The sequence below is a fragment of the Subtercola sp. Z020 genome (assembly GCF_002931235.1).
Classification (GTDB): domain Bacteria; phylum Actinomycetota; class Actinomycetes; order Actinomycetales; family Microbacteriaceae; genus Subtercola.
Map to the genome: position 1 here is coordinate 37,867 of NZ_PSTT01000071.1, position 15,520 is coordinate 53,386.

The 15,520-nt window shown below is 66.8% G+C and carries 14 protein-coding genes and 1 pseudogene; 12 read left to right on the plus strand and 3 right to left on the minus strand.

All coding sequences use genetic code 11. From position 1 onward, the window contains the following. Positions 1–37: 37 nt before the first annotated feature. Together C5B96_RS09385 and C5B96_RS09390 are read right to left on the minus strand one after the other, a co-directional pair. A complete protein-coding gene (locus tag C5B96_RS09385; RefSeq protein ID WP_104245104.1) occupies positions 38–1,102 on the minus strand; it encodes a BMP family protein in 1,065 nt (354 codons plus the stop codon). A gap of 58 nt (positions 1,103–1,160) precedes the next feature. Continuing rightward, positions 1,161–2,282, minus strand: a complete 1,122-nt coding sequence (locus C5B96_RS09390) for a mannose-1-phosphate guanylyltransferase (protein ID WP_104245105.1) — start codon at positions 2,280–2,282, stop codon at positions 1,161–1,163. Between the two features lie 88 nt (positions 2,283–2,370). Here C5B96_RS09390 and C5B96_RS09395 point away from each other — a divergent pair, with 88 nt between their 5' ends. The 9 genes from C5B96_RS09395 to C5B96_RS09435 all read left to right on the plus strand — a co-directional run bounded on the left by C5B96_RS09395 (position 2,371) and on the right by C5B96_RS09435 (position 11,283). After that, positions 2,371–3,522 carry a glycosyltransferase family 1 protein gene (locus tag C5B96_RS09395; protein WP_104245106.1) on the plus strand — a complete coding sequence of 384 codons (1,152 nt, stop codon included), beginning with the start codon at positions 2,371–2,373 and terminating at the stop codon, positions 3,520–3,522. 100 nt (positions 3,523–3,622) lie between these two features. Further along, complete coding sequence (gene sdhC, locus C5B96_RS09400; RefSeq protein WP_255414723.1) at positions 3,623–4,048, plus strand: succinate dehydrogenase, cytochrome b556 subunit; 426 nt, start codon at positions 3,623–3,625, stop codon at positions 4,046–4,048. Further along, positions 4,048–4,497, plus strand: coding sequence for a succinate dehydrogenase hydrophobic membrane anchor subunit (locus C5B96_RS09405; protein ID WP_104245108.1), 450 nt, complete (start codon positions 4,048–4,050; stop codon positions 4,495–4,497). Before sdhC ends, C5B96_RS09405 begins: the two co-directional genes overlap by 1 nt. A 24-nt stretch (positions 4,498–4,521) precedes the next feature. After that, complete coding sequence (gene sdhA, locus C5B96_RS09410; RefSeq protein ID WP_104245109.1) at positions 4,522–6,321, plus strand: succinate dehydrogenase flavoprotein subunit; 1,800 nt, start codon at positions 4,522–4,524, stop codon at positions 6,319–6,321. A gap of 2 nt (positions 6,322–6,323) precedes the next feature. Next, a complete protein-coding gene (locus tag C5B96_RS09415) occupies positions 6,324–7,082 on the plus strand; it encodes a succinate dehydrogenase iron-sulfur subunit (RefSeq protein WP_104245110.1) in 759 nt (252 codons plus the stop codon). 22 nt (positions 7,083–7,104) lie between these two features. Next, on the plus strand, positions 7,105–8,295 hold the full coding sequence (locus C5B96_RS09420; RefSeq protein WP_104245111.1) for a YhjD/YihY/BrkB family envelope integrity protein: 1,191 nt from the start codon (positions 7,105–7,107) through the stop codon (positions 8,293–8,295). A 50-nt stretch (positions 8,296–8,345) separates the two neighbouring features. Beyond that, positions 8,346–9,200, plus strand: coding sequence for an exodeoxyribonuclease III (locus C5B96_RS09425; RefSeq protein ID WP_104245112.1), 855 nt, complete (start codon positions 8,346–8,348; stop codon positions 9,198–9,200). Between the two features lie 37 nt (positions 9,201–9,237). Beyond that, positions 9,238–10,260, plus strand: a complete 1,023-nt coding sequence (gene trpS / locus C5B96_RS09430) for a tryptophan--tRNA ligase (protein WP_104245113.1) — start codon at positions 9,238–9,240, stop codon at positions 10,258–10,260. 114 nt (positions 10,261–10,374) lie between these two features. Further along, on the plus strand, positions 10,375–11,283 hold the full coding sequence (locus C5B96_RS09435) for a cytochrome c oxidase assembly protein (protein ID WP_104245114.1): 909 nt from the start codon (positions 10,375–10,377) through the stop codon (positions 11,281–11,283). Here the strand turns inward: C5B96_RS09435 and C5B96_RS09440 are convergent. Continuing rightward, positions 11,280–12,437 carry an aromatic acid exporter family protein gene (locus C5B96_RS09440; RefSeq protein ID WP_233189104.1) on the minus strand — a complete coding sequence of 386 codons (1,158 nt, stop codon included), beginning with the start codon at positions 12,435–12,437 and terminating at the stop codon, positions 11,280–11,282. The genes C5B96_RS09435 and C5B96_RS09440 overlap by 4 nt on opposite strands. Before the next feature lie 123 nt (positions 12,438–12,560). Between C5B96_RS09440 and C5B96_RS09445 the strand changes: the two genes are divergently transcribed. The 3 genes and pseudogenes from C5B96_RS09445 (at position 12,561) to C5B96_RS09455 (ending at position 15,460) form a co-directional block, all read left to right on the plus strand. Then, on the plus strand, positions 12,561–13,322 hold the full coding sequence (locus C5B96_RS09445; RefSeq protein ID WP_233189105.1) for a polyprenol monophosphomannose synthase: 762 nt from the start codon (positions 12,561–12,563) through the stop codon (positions 13,320–13,322). A gap of 50 nt (positions 13,323–13,372) precedes the next feature. Beyond that, positions 13,373–13,993: pseudogene (gene ribA, locus C5B96_RS09450) on the plus strand (GTP cyclohydrolase II); the annotation flags it as partial. Positions 13,994–14,119: 126 nt separating this feature from the next. Then, positions 14,120–15,460, plus strand: coding sequence for an MFS transporter (locus C5B96_RS09455; protein WP_104245116.1), 1,341 nt, complete (start codon positions 14,120–14,122; stop codon positions 15,458–15,460). The last annotated feature ends 60 nt before the right edge of the window (positions 15,461–15,520 follow it).

The window sequence follows — 15,520 nt, forward strand, 5'->3', positions numbered from 1 at the left end:
GCGCAACGATCGTGCGTCGGAACGCCCCAGGCGACCGCTACTGCGGCTGGCTGGGCGAGGACACAACAACCTTGCCCGACACGATGTCGGCCTTCAGCGCGGCCACTTCGTCGGCCAAGCCGGCCGGCAGGCTCGCCTCGAGGTCGTGGTACGGGGCGAGATCGACCCCTCCGTTCGCCAGCGTGCCGACGTAGGCCGAACTGTCGAACGTACCCTTCGAGTCGTCTCCGACGATCTGTTCGACAGCATCGCCCGTCTTCTTCATCACGCTTGTGAGAAGAATCGGCTTGTAGTCGGCCGGCAGGGTGTCGTACCCATCGTTGTCGACCCAGATGATCTTCGCCGTCTTCGACTCCGACGCGGCAGCCGCGGCACCCTCACCGACCTGCCCTGCGACAGGCATGATCACGTCTGCGCCCTGGTCGATGAATGCTTGCGTGACGGTCTTGCCCTTGTTCACATCTTCGAAGTCACCGGTGAAGACCCCGTCCTGCACGTCTTTGCTCCAGCCGAGGGCCTGCACGCTCGTGCCGTGCGCGGCGTTGTAGGCGGCGACGCCGTCGACGAACCCGTCCATGAACAGGGTGACGGGAGGCTGATTGCCCCCGCCGAAGGTGGCGACCTTGCCGGTCTTGGAGACGCCGGCGGCGAGGTAGCCGGCGAGGTACGACGCCTGCGCAGTGTCGAAGAGGATCGACTTCACGTTCGGAGCAGTGACCTGTTCGTCGACGATCGCGAAGTGGGTGGAGGGGTGCGACGCCGCCTGCGCGCTCGTCGCGTCGGCCAACTCGTACCCGACCGTCAGCACGAACCCGCAGCCGCTGCCGACGGCCTGCTCGACATTCGGCGCGAGGTCGGTCTCGTTCGTCGAGACGAGCACCTCGGCCGCGATGCCGAAGTCGGCCTCCGCCTTCTGCAGCCCTTCCCAGCTCGACTGGTTGAACGAGCGGTCGTCGATGCCGCCCGAGTTCGTCACCATGCGCGCACAGAAGGCACTGGCCGAGGAGGTCGACTGTGTCGGTGCCGGCGAGCATCCCGCCAGAACCAGGGCAGCAGACGCGACGACAGAGAGAACGGAAACGGCACGGATGGTCGACTTCATAACGACAAACCTATCGGCCGACCGCGGAGCGGAACGCTGCCGTTGCCGAATCGAAACGTTAGAGAACGTCGCCCGAGCCCGAGAGCCGCAGGGCGTCGACGACCGCCTTCACCCGCTGCGCGTGCGCACTCGTCGTCACCAGCAGCGCATCCGGAGTGTCGACGACGACGATGTCCTCGACACCGATCAGGCTGATCACCCGGCCGCTGTGCGAGACCACGACGCCGCTCGACGAGTCGGAGAGAACGCGGGCATTCTTGCCCAGGATGGCGAGTTCGCTCTTGCGGCCACCCGAGTGCAGTTTGGCGATGGAGGCGAAGTCGCCCACGTCGTCCCAGCTGAACGTTCCCGGTACGACCGCGAGCTTGCCCTCCTTCGCGCTCGGCTCGGCGACGGTGTAGTCGATCGCGATCTTCTCGAGCTCTGGCCAGACGTTGTCGACGACGATGCCGCGGCGCGGGGTGTCCCACGCCTCGGCGAGCTCCATCAGCCCCGCCAGCATGTCGGGGCGCGAACGGCCGATCTGCTCGAGCAGAACGTCGGCGCGGGAGATGAACATACCGGCGTTCCAGAGGTACTTGCCGGTCTTGAGGTAGCGCTTGGCCGTCGCCAGGTCGGGCTTCTCGACGAAGCTGTCGACGAACTTCGCGTCGGCGGCGCCTTCGACGCCGAGCGGCTTCATGGCGTGGATGTAGCCGAAGCCGATCGACGGCTCCGTCGGCATGATGCCGATGGTCGTGATGTAGCCGGCGTCGGCCGTGATCAGCGCCTCGCGAACGACGTCGCGGAACTGCTCGGGCTGCCCGATCACATGGTCGGCCGCGAACGACCCGATGATCACGCCGGGTTCCCGACGGTTCAGGATGGCGGCGGCCAGGCCGATGGCCGCGGTCGATTCACGCGGCTCGCTCTCGAGAACCACGTTGGCGTCGGCGAGCGCCGGCAGCTGCCGCTCGACGGCGGCCCGGTGCGCACGCCCGGTGACCACCATGATGCGCTGCTCGCCCGAGAGCGGAACAAGCCGGTCCCAGGTGTCGCGCAGCAGGCTCTGCCCCGAACCGCTGAGGTCGTGCAGGAACTTGGGCGCATCCGCCCGCGACAGCGGCCACAGTCGCGAGCCGATTCCGCCGGCCGGGATCACGCTGTAGAAACGCTCAAGCAGGTCGTTGTGTGCACTCATGGGCCCCACCTTACCGATAGCCACCTGTGCACCCTGCGGCCACTCGCCATTCACACCGGTGCCACGTTCGGTTCCTAACGTGAGCCTCATGAGAGTTGCAATCGTGACCGAAAGCTTCCTCCCCACCGTGAATGGTGTGACCAACAGCGTCTGCAAGGTGCTCGACCACCTGGCAGAGACGGGGCACGAGGCGATCGTCATCTGTCCGTCGGCAGGCGCTCCCTCCCACTACCGCGGGTTCCCCGTCTTCGAGGTGCCCGCAGCGCGCTACCGCAGCTTTCCGGTGGGACTGCCGAACCTCCTCCTGCAGCGCCTCCTCGCGGAGTTCGACCCCGATGTCCTGCACGCCGCCTCACCGTTCTTCCTGGGCGCGCAGGCGATCGCCGCCGCCAACCGGCTCGGCGTGCCCTCTGTCGCCATCTTCCAGACCGACATGGCCGGGTACGCCAGACGCAACCACTTCGGCCCCGCCACCCGGCTCACCTGGAAGTTCGTGAAGTGGGTGCATGAGGGCGCCAGCCTCACGCTCGTGCCCTCGAGTGCGTCCATGGATGATCTGCAGGGCTATGGCGTACCGAGACTGAAGCACTGGGCCAGGGGTGTCGACCTCGACGCCTTCCACCCGAACAACAGGCACCGTGCGGGCGCTGCGGCGCTCCGTGAGCGGCTCAGCCCCGACGGGGAGGTCGTGGTGGGCTACGTCGGGCGCCTCGCGCCGGAGAAGCAGGTGGAACGTCTCGCCGAGCTGAGGGGGCTGCCGGGCATCCGGCTCGCCATCGTCGGCGACGGACCCTCACGGGCGTCGATCGAGCGCGCAACAGAGGGGATGCCTGTCACCTTCCTCGGCCGGCTGGGCGGCGATGCACTGTCTGAGGCGTACGCGAGCTTCGACCTGTTCGTGCACACGGGTACAGAGGAGACCTTCGGACAGACCCTGCAGGAGGCGCACGCCGCAGGTCTGCCCGTGGTCGCACCCCGGGCGGGCGGGCCGATCGACCTCATCGACGACGGGGTGAACGGCTACCTCTACGACCCGGCGGACCCGGCGGAACTCCGCCAGCTCGTCGACGACCTCGTGGCGAGCGAGACGCTCCGCCTGCGCTTCGGTGAAGCGGGCCGGCGCACAGTGCTCGGGCGAACGTGGACGAACGTCTGCGGCGAGCTCGTCAAGCACTACGAATCGGTCATCTCGACGCCTAGACTCGTGCTGCCAGCGCAGCGTCGAGTAAGGCTCTCCTAACAAGACATTTCACGATGCGAACACTATGCTTGAACAGAATTCGTGCGTCCCGGCAGTGCTCGAGGGGCCTCGAACCATCCTTAACCAAAGGGGGTTGCTCGTGCCCAATGAAGCGGTATCGACGCTAGCCACAGCCCGGAGTTCCTCGAAGCGTCCGGCCGGTACCCTGTACCGCGGCAACACAGGGATGTGGTCGTGGGTGCTGCACCGTATCACCGGTGTCGCCATCTACTTCTTCCTCCTCGTCCACGTGCTCGACACGGCGATGATCCGGGTGTCGCCCGGAGCGTACGACGCGGTCATGAGCACCTACAAGAACCCGCTGATGGGGCTCGGTGAGACCGCCCTGGTCATCGCCATCATGTTCCACGCGTTCAACGGGCTCCGCATCATCCTCATCGACTTCTGGAGCAAGGGCGCGAAGTACCAGCGCCTGATGTTCTGGATCGTCATCGCTCTGTGGGTCATCGGAACGGCCGGGTTCGCGCCGATCCATCTCCACAACGTCTTTACGGAGCCCCACTGATGTCCGCGATCATCGACTCCCCCCGCCAGCCCCAGCAGCGTGCCAGTAAGGGCCGCGTCAACTGGGAGAAGTGGGGCTGGATCTACATGCGCGCCTCGGGCGTGCTGCTGATCATCCTGATCTTCGGCCACCTGTTCGTGAACCTCGTGCAGGGCGACGGCATCAAGGCCATCGACTTCGCCTTCGTAGCCGGCAAGTACGCCTCGCCGTTCTGGCAGGTCTGGGATGTGGTGATGCTGTGGCTCGCCATGATCCACGGCTCGAACGGTATGCGCACGATCGTCAACGACTACGCCTCGAACCCGCTGGTGCGCCGCATCCTGCTCGGCGCCCTGTTCGTCGCAGCCGTCGTGCTGATCGTGCTCGGCACGCTCGTGGTGTTCACCTTCGACCCCTGCAGCACCCTGATCCCGGCAGACCAAGCCCTCTCGTTCTGCCCGGCCCCGTAGTACCCGAAACGAAGAAAGCACCCAGTGACTGAATACGCAGACGGCGCCGTCGTCGATGGCGTCACCTACCACCAGCACGATGTCATCATCGTGGGTGCAGGCGGCGCGGGCATGCGCGCGGCGATCGAAGCCGGCCCCAAGGCGAAGACCGCCGTGATCTCCAAGCTGTACCCGACCCGCTCGCACACCGGTGCGGCGCAGGGCGGCATGGCGGCGGCGCTCGCCAACGTCGAAGAGGACAACTGGGAGTGGCACACCTTCGACACGGTCAAGGGCGGCGACTACCTCGTCGACCAGGATGCGGCGGAGATCCTCGCAAAAGAGGCGATCGACGCGATCTACGACCTCGAGAACATGGGCCTGCCCTTCAACCGCACCCCCGAGGGCAAGATCGACCAGCGCCGGTTCGGCGGGCACACGCGCGACCACGGCAAGAGCCCGGTTCGCCGTGCCTGCTACGCCGCCGACCGCACCGGCCACATGATCCTGCAGACGCTCTACCAGAACTGCGTCAAGCACGGCATCAACTTCTTCAATGAGTACTACGTTCTCGACCTGGTCATGGTCGAGGTCGACGGGGTCAAGCGCCCCGCCGGCGTGGTGGCCTACGAGCTCGCCACCGGCGACCTGCACGTGTTCCAGGGCAAGTCGATCGTGTTCGCGACCGGCGGGTTCGGCAAGATCTTCAAGACCACCTCCAACGCACACACCCTCACCGGTGACGGCGTCGGCATCATCTGGCGAAAGGGCCTGCCGCTGGAGGACATGGAGTTCTACCAGTTCCATCCGACAGGGCTGGCCGGCCTCGGCATCCTGCTCTCCGAAGCCGCCCGCGGCGAGGGCGCGATCCTCCGCAACAGCGAGGGCGAGCGCTTCATGGAGCGCTACGCCCCCACCATCAAAGACCTCGCCCCCCGCGACATCGTGGCGCGGTGCATGGCGACCGAGATCCGCGAGGGTCGCGGCGGCGGCCCCAACAAGGACTGGGTCTACCTCGACATCACCCACCTCGAGCCCGCCGTCATCGACGCGAAGCTGCCCGACATCACCGAGTTCGCGCGCACCTACCTCGGCGTCGAGCCGTACACCGAGCCGGTGCCCGTGCTGCCGACCGCGCACTACGCGATGGGCGGCATCCCCACCAACGTCAAGGCCGAGGTGCTGAGCGACAACACCACCGTCGTGCCCGGGCTGTACGCCGCCGGCGAGTGCGCCTGCGTCTCCGTGCACGGCTCGAACCGGCTGGGCACCAACTCGCTGCTCGACATCAACGTGTTCGGCAAGCGGGCCGGCAACAACGCCGTCGAGTACGCGCTGACCGCCGACTTCGTGCCGCTGCCCGACGACCCGGCCCGGCCGATCCGCGAGCTCGTGCAGATGCTCCGTACGACCCAGGGCACCGAGCGCATGTCCGACATGCGCAAGGAGCTGCAGGACTCGATGGACCGGAACGCCCAGGTGTTCCGCACCGAGGAGTCGCTGATCGAGGTGACGAAGGTCATCGCCGGTCTTCGCGACCGGTACCGCAACGTCATGGTGCAGGACAAGGGCAAGCGGTTCAACACCGACCTGCTCGAAGCCATCGAGCTCGGCTTCCTGCTCGACCTCGCCGAAGTCACCGTCTACTCCGCGATGTACCGCAAGGAGAGCCGCGGCGGCCACTTCCGCGAGGACTACCCCAAGCGGGACGACGAGAACTACATGGTGCACACCATGGCCTACCTCTCGGGCGACGCACATTCCACCGATGCCGGAGACCACATCCGACTCGACACCAAGCCGGTAGTGGTCACGCGCTACCAGCCCATGGAGAGGAAGTACTGATCATGAGTACAGCAACACTGGACTCCCCACCGGCACCCGCCGAAGCCCCGGTCCCCACCTTCACGGTCACCATGATGGTGCGCCGCTTCAATCCCGAGGTCGACGAAGAGCCGCGCTGGGAGGACTTCGACGTCGAGCTCTACCCGACAGACCGGGTTCTGGATGCTCTGCACAAGATCAAGTGGGAGCAGGACGGTTCTCTGACCTTCCGTCGCTCCTGTGCGCACGGAGTGTGCGGTTCGGATGCCATGCGCATCAACGGCCGCAACCGTCTCGCCTGCAAGACCCTGATGAAAGACCTCGACATCACGAAGCCCGTGTACGTCGAGGCCATCAAGGGCCTGCCGCTGGAGAAGGACCTCGTCGTCGACATGGAGCCGTTCTTCGCCTCCTACCGCGAAGTGCAGCCCTTCCTGCAGGCATCGTCGAAGCCCGACAAGGAACGCCTGCAGTCGGCCGCCGAGCGCGCCCGGTTCGACGACACCACGAAGTGCATCCTCTGCGCCGCGTGCACGTCGTCGTGCCCCGTCTTCTGGACCGACGGGCAGTACTTCGGCCCGGCGGCGATCGTGAACGCGCACCGCTTCATCTTCGACTCCCGCGACGAGGCCTCCTCGGTGCGCCTCGACATCCTGAACGACAAAGAGGGTGTGTGGCGCTGCCGCACCACCTTCAACTGCTCCGAGGCGTGCCCCCGCGGCATCCAGGTCACGCAGGCGATCGCAGAAGTCAAGCAGGCGATCATGTTCGGCAAGCGCTGACCCGTCGATCTAGGCTTGTCGCGTGACCACTGTGACGAAAGACGCCAAGCCGAGTGACGTCGTCGAAGATGCGACAGACGATGCCGCCCATCGCTCCACGGAGCCGAAGGGCGGCATCGCTGGTCTGATCGCGAAGATCGTGGCGTCGAAGCCCGTTCGGGTCTTCCAGAACTACGCGAGCAACGGTGGGCCGCTGCTCGCATCAGGCATGAGCTACCAGGCCGTCTTCGCGATCTTCGCCGCTCTCGCCGTGGTGTTCTCCGTCTTCGGCATCGTCTTCTCGACGAACCAGGCGCTGCAGGATGCCCTGATCAGCCAGCTCAATCAGAGCGTTCCGGGGCTGATCGGCGAGAACGGGGCGATCAAGCCCGAGGCGCTGACCTCGGCGTCTCCCGTGCTCGGCTGGACGGGTATCGTCGCGGCAGCGGGGCTGGTGTTCACCGCCATCGGCTTTCTCGGGGCGATGCGGAGCGCCATCCGGCTGATCTTCAACCTCCCCGGCCCGACGACGAACTTCGCAGTGCTGAAGCTGAAGGACCTCGGCTTCGCGATCGTCTTCGCGGTCGTGCTGCTCATCTCGATGGCGATGACAGTGGCCTCGACGGCTGCGCTCGGGTTCGTGTTCGATCTGCTCGGTCTCGACAATGCCTCCCCGTTCGCCGAGATCGTCGGGCGGATCATCGGCCTCGTGGTGGTCTTCTTCTTCGACACCCTGGTGCTGGCGGGAATCTACCGGATCCTCTCCGGCGTGCCGATCCCCTTCCGTCAGTTGCTGCCCGGGGCGGCCATCGGCGGGGCCGCGATGGGCGTGCTGAAGGCGCTCGGCTCGACCCTGCTGGGCGGAGCGACCTCGAACCCGCTGCTCGCCTCGTTCGCGGTGATCATCGGGATTCTGATCTGGTTCAACCTGATCTGCCAGGTCGTGCTGATCGTCGCCTCGTGGATCACGATCAGCATGAACGATGCCGGGATCGACCCCCGCCAGCTGACACCGGAGCAGAAGGAGGCCGAGGCCCTGCAGACCGAGGCGGATGCCCACCGGCAGGTTCTCGAGGCGCAGCACGCGCAACTCACCTCCGAACTCGCGGAGTCATTCGGCCTGCGGAAGACGAACCTGCGTCGGGCCCTCAAGCGCATCGACAGGGAACTCGAGGCAGAGAAGAAGGCCCCGGCCATCGACCCGGCTGCCGCCACCCCGCCTCGGAAGCCCTGACCGACCGGCCCCCGCAGGGCGGCGTCGGGGGCTCCCTCTAGACTTGTCGCATGGCTTCTGGCACCACCACTCTCCGCGTCGCGTCGATCAACACCAACGGCATCCGCGCCGCATTCCGCAAGGGAATGGGGGCGTGGCTCGACGCCCGCGACGTCGACATTCTGGCGATCCAGGAGGTGCGCGCCTCCACTGAAGACCTCGAGGGGCTGCTCGGGCCGGAGTGGAACATCCTGCACGACGCCGCGACGGCGAAGGGCCGCGCCGGAGTCGCCATCGCGTCGCGGTCGGCGGCAAGCATCCACCGCGTCGCCATCGGCGAGGAGGAGTTCGACAGCGCCGGCCGGTGGCTCGAGGCCGACTACGAGGTGAACGGCCAGATCGTCACCGTCGTGAGCGCCTACGTGCACTCGGGCGAAGACGGTACCCCCAAGCAGGTCGAGAAGTACCGGTTCCTCGACGGCATGGAGAAGCGCCTGCCCGAGATCGCCGCCCACTCACCACTGGCAGTGGTCGTCGGCGACCTGAATGTGGGTCACAAGCCGCTCGACATCCGCAACTGGAAGGGGAACGTCAAGCGCGCCGGCTTCCTGCCGAAGGAGCGGGCCTACTTCGACCGGTTCTTCGGGGCGGAGGGCTCCGTCGTCGAGGGTGTCGACGGCTCGACCGGGCCCGGGCTCGGCTGGGTCGACATCGGGCGGGCGCAGGCCGGCGAGGTCGACGGGCCGTACACCTGGTGGTCGTGGCGTGGCCAGGCCTTCGACAACGACACGGGGTGGCGCATCGACTACCAGATGGCGACGCCCGACCTGGCCGCCCGGGTGACGAACTACTCGGTCGACCGGGCTGCCGCCCACGACGAGCGCTGGTCAGACCACACCCCCGTCGTGGTGGACTACGCGATATAGCCTCTTCTCGACCCTCTCTCTCTTAGGAACTGAACCCATGGCATCCAAGCCCCGCCTGCTCTCGGGCATGCAGCCGTCTGCCGAGTCGCTGCACCTCGGCAACTACGTCGGAGCCCTGCTCAGCTGGAAGGCGCTGCAGGAGTCGCACGAAGCGTTCTACATGCTGGCTGACCTGCACGCGATCACCGTGCCGCAAGACCCGGCCGAACTGCGGGAGAACACCCGCCGCACCGTCGCGCAGTACATCGCCGCCGGAATCGACCCCGCGCGCTCGACGCTCTTCGTGCAGTCGCACGTTCCCGCGCACGCCGAGCTGGCCTGGGTGCTGAACACGATCACGGGTTTCGGCGAGGCCGCCCGCATGACGCAGTTCAAAGACAAGTCGGCCAAGCAGGGCACCGACTCGACCTCGGTCGGGCTCTTCACCTACCCCATCCTGCAGGCGGGCGACATTCTGCTCTACCAGGCCGCCGAGGTGCCGGTCGGCGAAGACCAGCGCCAGCACGTCGAACTCACGCGCGACCTCGCCACCCGGTTCAACAGCCGTTTCGGCGACACCTTCGCCGTACCCGAGCCGTACATCCTGAAGCAGACGGCCAAGATCTACGACCTGCAGAACCCCGGGTCGAAGATGTCGAAGTCGGCCGAGTCGAAGGCGGGGGTCATCTGGATGCTCGACGAACCCTCGGTGACGAAGAAGAAGATCATGCGCGCGGTGACGGATGCCGACGGCGGCATCGTCTTCGACCCTGCGAACAAGGCGGGCGTCTCCAACCTGCTCACCGTGTTCTCGGTTCTCGGCGGCTCCTCGATCGCGTCGCTCGAGGCGGAATACGCCGGGCGCGGCTACGGCGACCTGAAGAAGTCCCTCGCCGAGGTCGTCATCGAGACGGTCTCTCCCATTCGGGAGCGCGCGCTCGAGCTGCTCGCCGACCCGGCCGAGCTCGACCGCATCCTCGCGTCGGCGGCCGACCGCGCGAACGAGGTCGCCGAGCAGACGCTCGCCACGGTCTACGATCGCGTCGGCTTCCTGCGCCGCCAGCGCACCCTCCCCTCCTGACTCGCCGCGCCGCGCGCCGCCGCGGCATCGACTCGGGGCTTTCTGTCGGTATCAGCGCCGGATAGCGACAGAAACTCCCGAGTCGAAAGCGCATACTGGGTGAGACCCCAAGGAGTGACCACGCCTGACATCTTCGTTCTGCTGAGCACCTGGCAGCTCGACCCCGCGGGGGTCGCCGCGATCGTCATCGTCGGCGTGCTCTACGGGCTCGGCATCCGGATGCTCGCCCGCCGCGGCGTGCACTGGTCGCTGAAGCGGTCGGCCGGGTTCTACCTGCTCGGGCTCGGCTCGTTCGCGGTCATCGAGTTCGGATTCCTCGGGGTCTACAGCCAGCAGCTGCGTTTCGCCTTCACGACCCGCATCGCGCTGCTGCTGTTCGCGGTTCCCGGACTCGTCGCCACGGGCAAGCCCGTCGCCCTGGCCCGCGAGGCGCTGAGCGGCAGCCCGCGGGGCGCACGGATGCTCGACCGCGTGCTCGAATCGCGGGTCATCGGCATCATGGGCAATGCGGTGTTCGGGCCGGTGTTCGCGCTCGTGGCCTTCTCGGTGTTCCTCACCCCCCTCGCGGGGAACCTGCGGGAGTCGCCGGTCGCCCAGGGCGTGATCTCGGTGGTCGTGCCGCTGATCGGTCTCATTCTGGTGCTGCCGCTCACCGAACTCGTCGTGGTGCGAACCAGCCTCTTCATCGCGGCAGAGTTCATGCTGGCGTTCGTCGAGCTCGTCGTGGATGCGATCCCCGGCATCCTGCTGCGGCTGAACGACCAGATCCTCGACCACGCGGGCCCGGTGCTCGGCGCCGTGCCGGGCTGGTTCCCGAGCGCCCTCCGCGACCAGCAGCTGTCGGGAGACCTGCTCTGGTTCATCGCCGAGGTCGCCGACATCCCCATTCTGATCCTGCTGTTCGTGCGCTGGTCGAAACACGATCGCACAGAAGCGAAAGGCCTCGACGACCTGACAGACGAGCAGATGGCGGCGCTGACCGAGGCGCATCTGAAGTCGTTCGGGCAGCGCTCGCCGGACTAGCCGGCCGGCGGCTCGGAGAGGTCCGCGGTCGCCTCGACGAGTTCCTCGTGGATGCGCCTCAGGTCTTCGAGCAGAAACCCGAGAAGCACCCAGTGCGCTGAACTCGGCACCGCGACCGTGAGCGGAGCGGTCAGGGCCGGCAGGGCATCCGGAACCGGAGCCTGCGGCAGCGAGGAGGCGGCAGGCGTGCCCGGCAGGTTGGCGCTGCGGATCACCAGGCGCAGGTCGTGCGAGGCCCGTTCGAGCTCGGAGACGATCTCCGCCACGAGCGGCTCGCCCACCAGCTCATCGTCGTAGTGGTCGACCACTCCCCTCGCCATACCGACCACGCGGGTGACGAGCACCGAGAGCATCGTGAGCAGTTCGCCGTCGCGGTCGAGCAGATCGCGGTGCACGGAGCGTCGCGGGTTGTACTTCAGGCTCTCCTCCCCTGCGGCGAGCGCGGCTGCCGCCTTCGCCCGCATCGGGGTCAGCAGCCTCGCCTCCAACAGCATCGTCGTGCGGTCGTTCGCGGTCGTCGGCGCACGCAGGATCCGCGCGAGGGAATCCAGGATGCCCGCAACCTCCTCGCCGAGCCTCGCAACCGACTCGTGCACCGGCTGCAGCGCCACCGGCGGCACGATCAGCAGGTTGACCGCGACGCCGATGAGGGCACCGATGATCGTCTCCAATATGCGGTTGAAGGCATATCCCGGCGTCGAGGCACCGAGCGAGAGCACGAGCATCGCGCTGATCGGAATCTGCACCGACGACGTCGGCCCGAGCTTCAGCACCCAGCCGAGCACCAACGCGACGATCACCGCCAGAAGCACCACCCAGGAGGTGGCGCCGAAGACCAGCCCCACCCCGTACGCCAGAATGACGCCGATGACCACGCCGACGCAGCGCTCGAGCGCCTTGCCGAACGATTGGTTGACGCTCGGCTGCACCACGAGAATGGCGGCGATCACGGCGAAGATCGGCACCTGGCCCTCGAGCAGCCAGGCCGTCGCGAGCCAGGCGAGAACGGCAGCGACGCTCGTCTTGACCACCTGCAGGAAGGGCACGCGCGAGGTGGAGAGGATGAGCCGCGCATAGCGTTCGGGTGAGAGCGCTGCCACGTTCATCCGCCGGGCGCGGAACCAGCTCGCATGCGGGGACTTGTCAGCGTTCACACGACAACCCTATGAGGCCGTGCCGTATATTGAAGGGCTCCCCCGAATTCCGAGCGCCGATGCAGGTGAGTTAGTGTGGGGAGGTTGCCTCTGCACAGGGGCGCACGTCAGAAAGGTAGCCCATTGGCCGGAGCTGTCGTCGTCATGCCGACCTACCGCGAGAAAGACACGATCGCCGCGATGATCGATCGTATCCTCAGCGCGAATCCCGCGGTCGACATCCTCGTCGTCGACGACTCGAGCCCTGACGGCACCGGGGAGATCGTCGACGCGATCGCCCTGACAGAGCCGCGCGTGCACATCCTGCACCGCACCGAGAAGAACGGCCTCGGCACGGCCTACGTCGCCGGCTTCGGCTGGGCTCTCGAGCAGGGCTACGACTACATCATCGAGATGGATGCCGACGGCTCCCACCAGCCGGAGGAGCTGCCGCGCCTGCTGAAGCTGCTCGACAACGGGGCCAACCTCGGCATCGGCGCGCGGTGGATTCCCGGTGGCAAGACCGAGAACTGGCCCTGGTACCGCAAGCTCATCTCCCGCTCGGGAACCACCTACGCCCGCATCATGCTCTCGTCGAAGCTGCACGACATCACGTCGGGCTACCGGGGCTTCACCGCCGACACGCTCCGCTCACTCGACCTCTCCCGGCTCGACAGCGCCGGCTACTGCTTCCAGATCGAACTCGCGTGGCTCGTCGAGCGCTCGGGCGGTGTCGTGCGGGAGTTCCCGATCACCTTCGTCGAGCGCCTCGAAGGCCAGTCGAAGATGACGAGCGGAATCGTGGTCGAGGCTCTCGCGAAGGTCACCTCGTGGGGCGTCGCTTCACGGCTCGGCCGCATCCCGAAGTCGCAGGCGCTGGCTGCGCCGAGAGACTCGACGCGCTGACCGCCGATCGGGTGCCCGACGAGATGAACGACGACGGCACCTCCGCGAGGCGTGCGACCCGCGTGAGCTTCGAAGTCGAGACGCTCGTGCCGACCGTGCACGGGGAGTTCCGGTTCCGGGCGTACCACGACCGCGTGGCCGGTACCGATCACCTGGCGGTCGTCTCCGGCGACCCATCGGGCCCGGGCGCGCTCGTCAGGGTTCACTCCGAGTGCCTCACCGGCGAGGCCTTCGGCTCGCTGAAGTGCGAATGCGGGCCGCAACTGGATGCTGCGCTCGACCTGATCGCCCAGCACGGCGGTGTCGTGGTCTATCTCCGCGGTCACGAGGGCCGCGGCATCGGGCTGCTGAACAAGCTCCGTGCCTACCGGCTGCAGGAGAGCGGCCTCGACACCCTCGAAGCGAACATGGCGTTACAGCTGCCGGTGGATGCCCGGGAGTACGGTGCCGCGGCGGCCATCCTCGCCGAGCTCGGGCTGACCGGCATCCGGCTGCTCACGAACAATCCCGACAAAGTGACCCAGCTCGAAGAGCACGGCATCACCGTCACCGAGCGCGTGCCGCTCATCGTCGGCCGCGGCGACGAGAACGCCGGGTACCTCGACACGAAGCGCGACCGCATGGGGCACCAGCTGCCCGGAGATTCACGGCCGAACCCCATGTCGCCGTAACCGAGGTATGGTATTACCGCGGTACACCACCGCTTCTCGTCACACCGCGGTTGACTGTGCGCCCGATCGACGCACCTCCCGCCGTGTCACTCGTGTACTCCTGTACCCCATTGCCTGAAAGCCGTCATGTCCTCAGCCAACGCCGTCGCCCCCTCCGCAGCACCTGCCAACACCCGCAACCGGGTGATCCTCGCCAGCCTCATCGGAACGTCGATCGAGTTCTACGACTTCTATGTGTACGGCACGGCGGCTGTGCTCGTGTTCCCGAAGCTGTTCTTCCCCGACAACTCGAACCCGACCGTCAGCCTGTTGTCGTCGTTCCTCGTGTTCGGTATCGCGTTCATCGCCCGGCCCATCGGGTCGATCATCTTCGGGCACTTCGGTGACCGTATAGGCCGCAAGAAGACGCTGGTCGCATCGCTGCTCACCATGGGGATCGCGACCGTTCTGATCGGGCTGCTGCCGACATATGCCCAGATCGGCATAGCCGCTCCCCTGCTGCTCACCCTCTTCCGCTTCGCCCAGGGCCTCGGCCTCGGTGGCGAGTGGAGTGGTGCCGCCCTGCTGGCGACGGAGAACGCGCCAAAGGGCAAGCGCGCCATCTACGGCACGTTCCCGCAAATGGGCGCCCCGATCGGCTTCATCCTCGCCAATGGCATCTTCCTGGTGCTGAGCCTCACCATGTCGGCCGACGCGTTCGCCAGCTGGGGCTGGCGCGTGCCGTTCGTGATCAGCGCGATCCTCGTCATCGTCGGCCTCTACGTGCGCTTCAAGCTCGTCGAGACGCCCGCCTTCCAGAAGGTCGTCGAGCGCGGCGAGGTCGCCAAGGTGCCGGTCGCCCGCGTCTTCAAGTCCAGCTGGCGCCCGCTCATCCTCGGAACGTTCATCATGCTGGCGACCTACACGCTCTTCTACCTGATGACCACGTACACGCTCACCTACGGAACGACGGCGACGAGCGCGGCGACCCCCGGCCTCGGCTACTCCCGCACCGACTTCCTCATCATGCTGATCATCGGCGTCGTGTTCTTCGGAATCTTCACGCTCGTCTCGGGTCCGCTCGCCGAGAAGTACGGCCGTCGCCTCACGCTCATCGTGACGACCGCGGGCATCCTCGTCTTCGGCCTGCTGTTCGTACCCCTGTTCGGCGGCGGCTTCGTCGGCACCATGGCGCTGCTCATCATCGGATTCACGCTGATGGGGCTCACGTTCGGGCCGATGGCATCCGTGCTGCCCGAACTGTTCCCGGCGAACGTGCGGTACACGGGGTCGGCGATCAGCTACAACTTCGCGTCGATCCTGGGTGCGGCCGTCGCGCCGTTCGTCGCCGTCGCACTGTGGGCCGCGGCATCCGGGAGCCCCGTGCTCGTCGGCGTCTACCTGTCGGTGATGGCCGTGATCACGCTGGTGGCGCTGCTGCTCAGCCGCGAGACCCGCGACGTGGAGTACGACAACAACCTCAGCTGAGCGGGCGCGGCCGCGGGGCCTTCCGACCGACATAAACTTGACGGGAAACCGAAAGTTGCC

Excerpts from the sequence above, each read along its gene's own strand:
- C5B96_RS09385 (WP_104245104.1), bottom strand. The coding sequence starts at position 1,102 with ATGAAGTCGACCATCCGTGCCGTTTCCGTTCTCTCTGTCGTCGCGTCT.
- C5B96_RS09390 (WP_104245105.1), bottom strand. The coding sequence starts at position 2,282 with ATGAGTGCACACAACGACCTGCTTGAGCGTTTCTACAGCGTGATCCCG.
- C5B96_RS09395 (WP_104245106.1), top strand. The coding sequence starts at position 2,371 with ATGAGAGTTGCAATCGTGACCGAAAGCTTCCTCCCCACCGTGAATGGT.
- C5B96_RS09405 (WP_104245108.1), top strand. The coding sequence starts at position 4,048 with ATGTCCGCGATCATCGACTCCCCCCGCCAGCCCCAGCAGCGTGCCAGT.
- C5B96_RS09415 (WP_104245110.1), top strand. The coding sequence starts at position 6,324 with ATGAGTACAGCAACACTGGACTCCCCACCGGCACCCGCCGAAGCCCCG.
- C5B96_RS09425 (WP_104245112.1), top strand. The coding sequence starts at position 8,346 with ATGGCTTCTGGCACCACCACTCTCCGCGTCGCGTCGATCAACACCAAC.
- trpS (WP_104245113.1), top strand. The coding sequence starts at position 9,238 with ATGGCATCCAAGCCCCGCCTGCTCTCGGGCATGCAGCCGTCTGCCGAG.
- C5B96_RS09455 (WP_104245116.1), top strand. The coding sequence starts at position 14,120 with ATGTCCTCAGCCAACGCCGTCGCCCCCTCCGCAGCACCTGCCAACACC.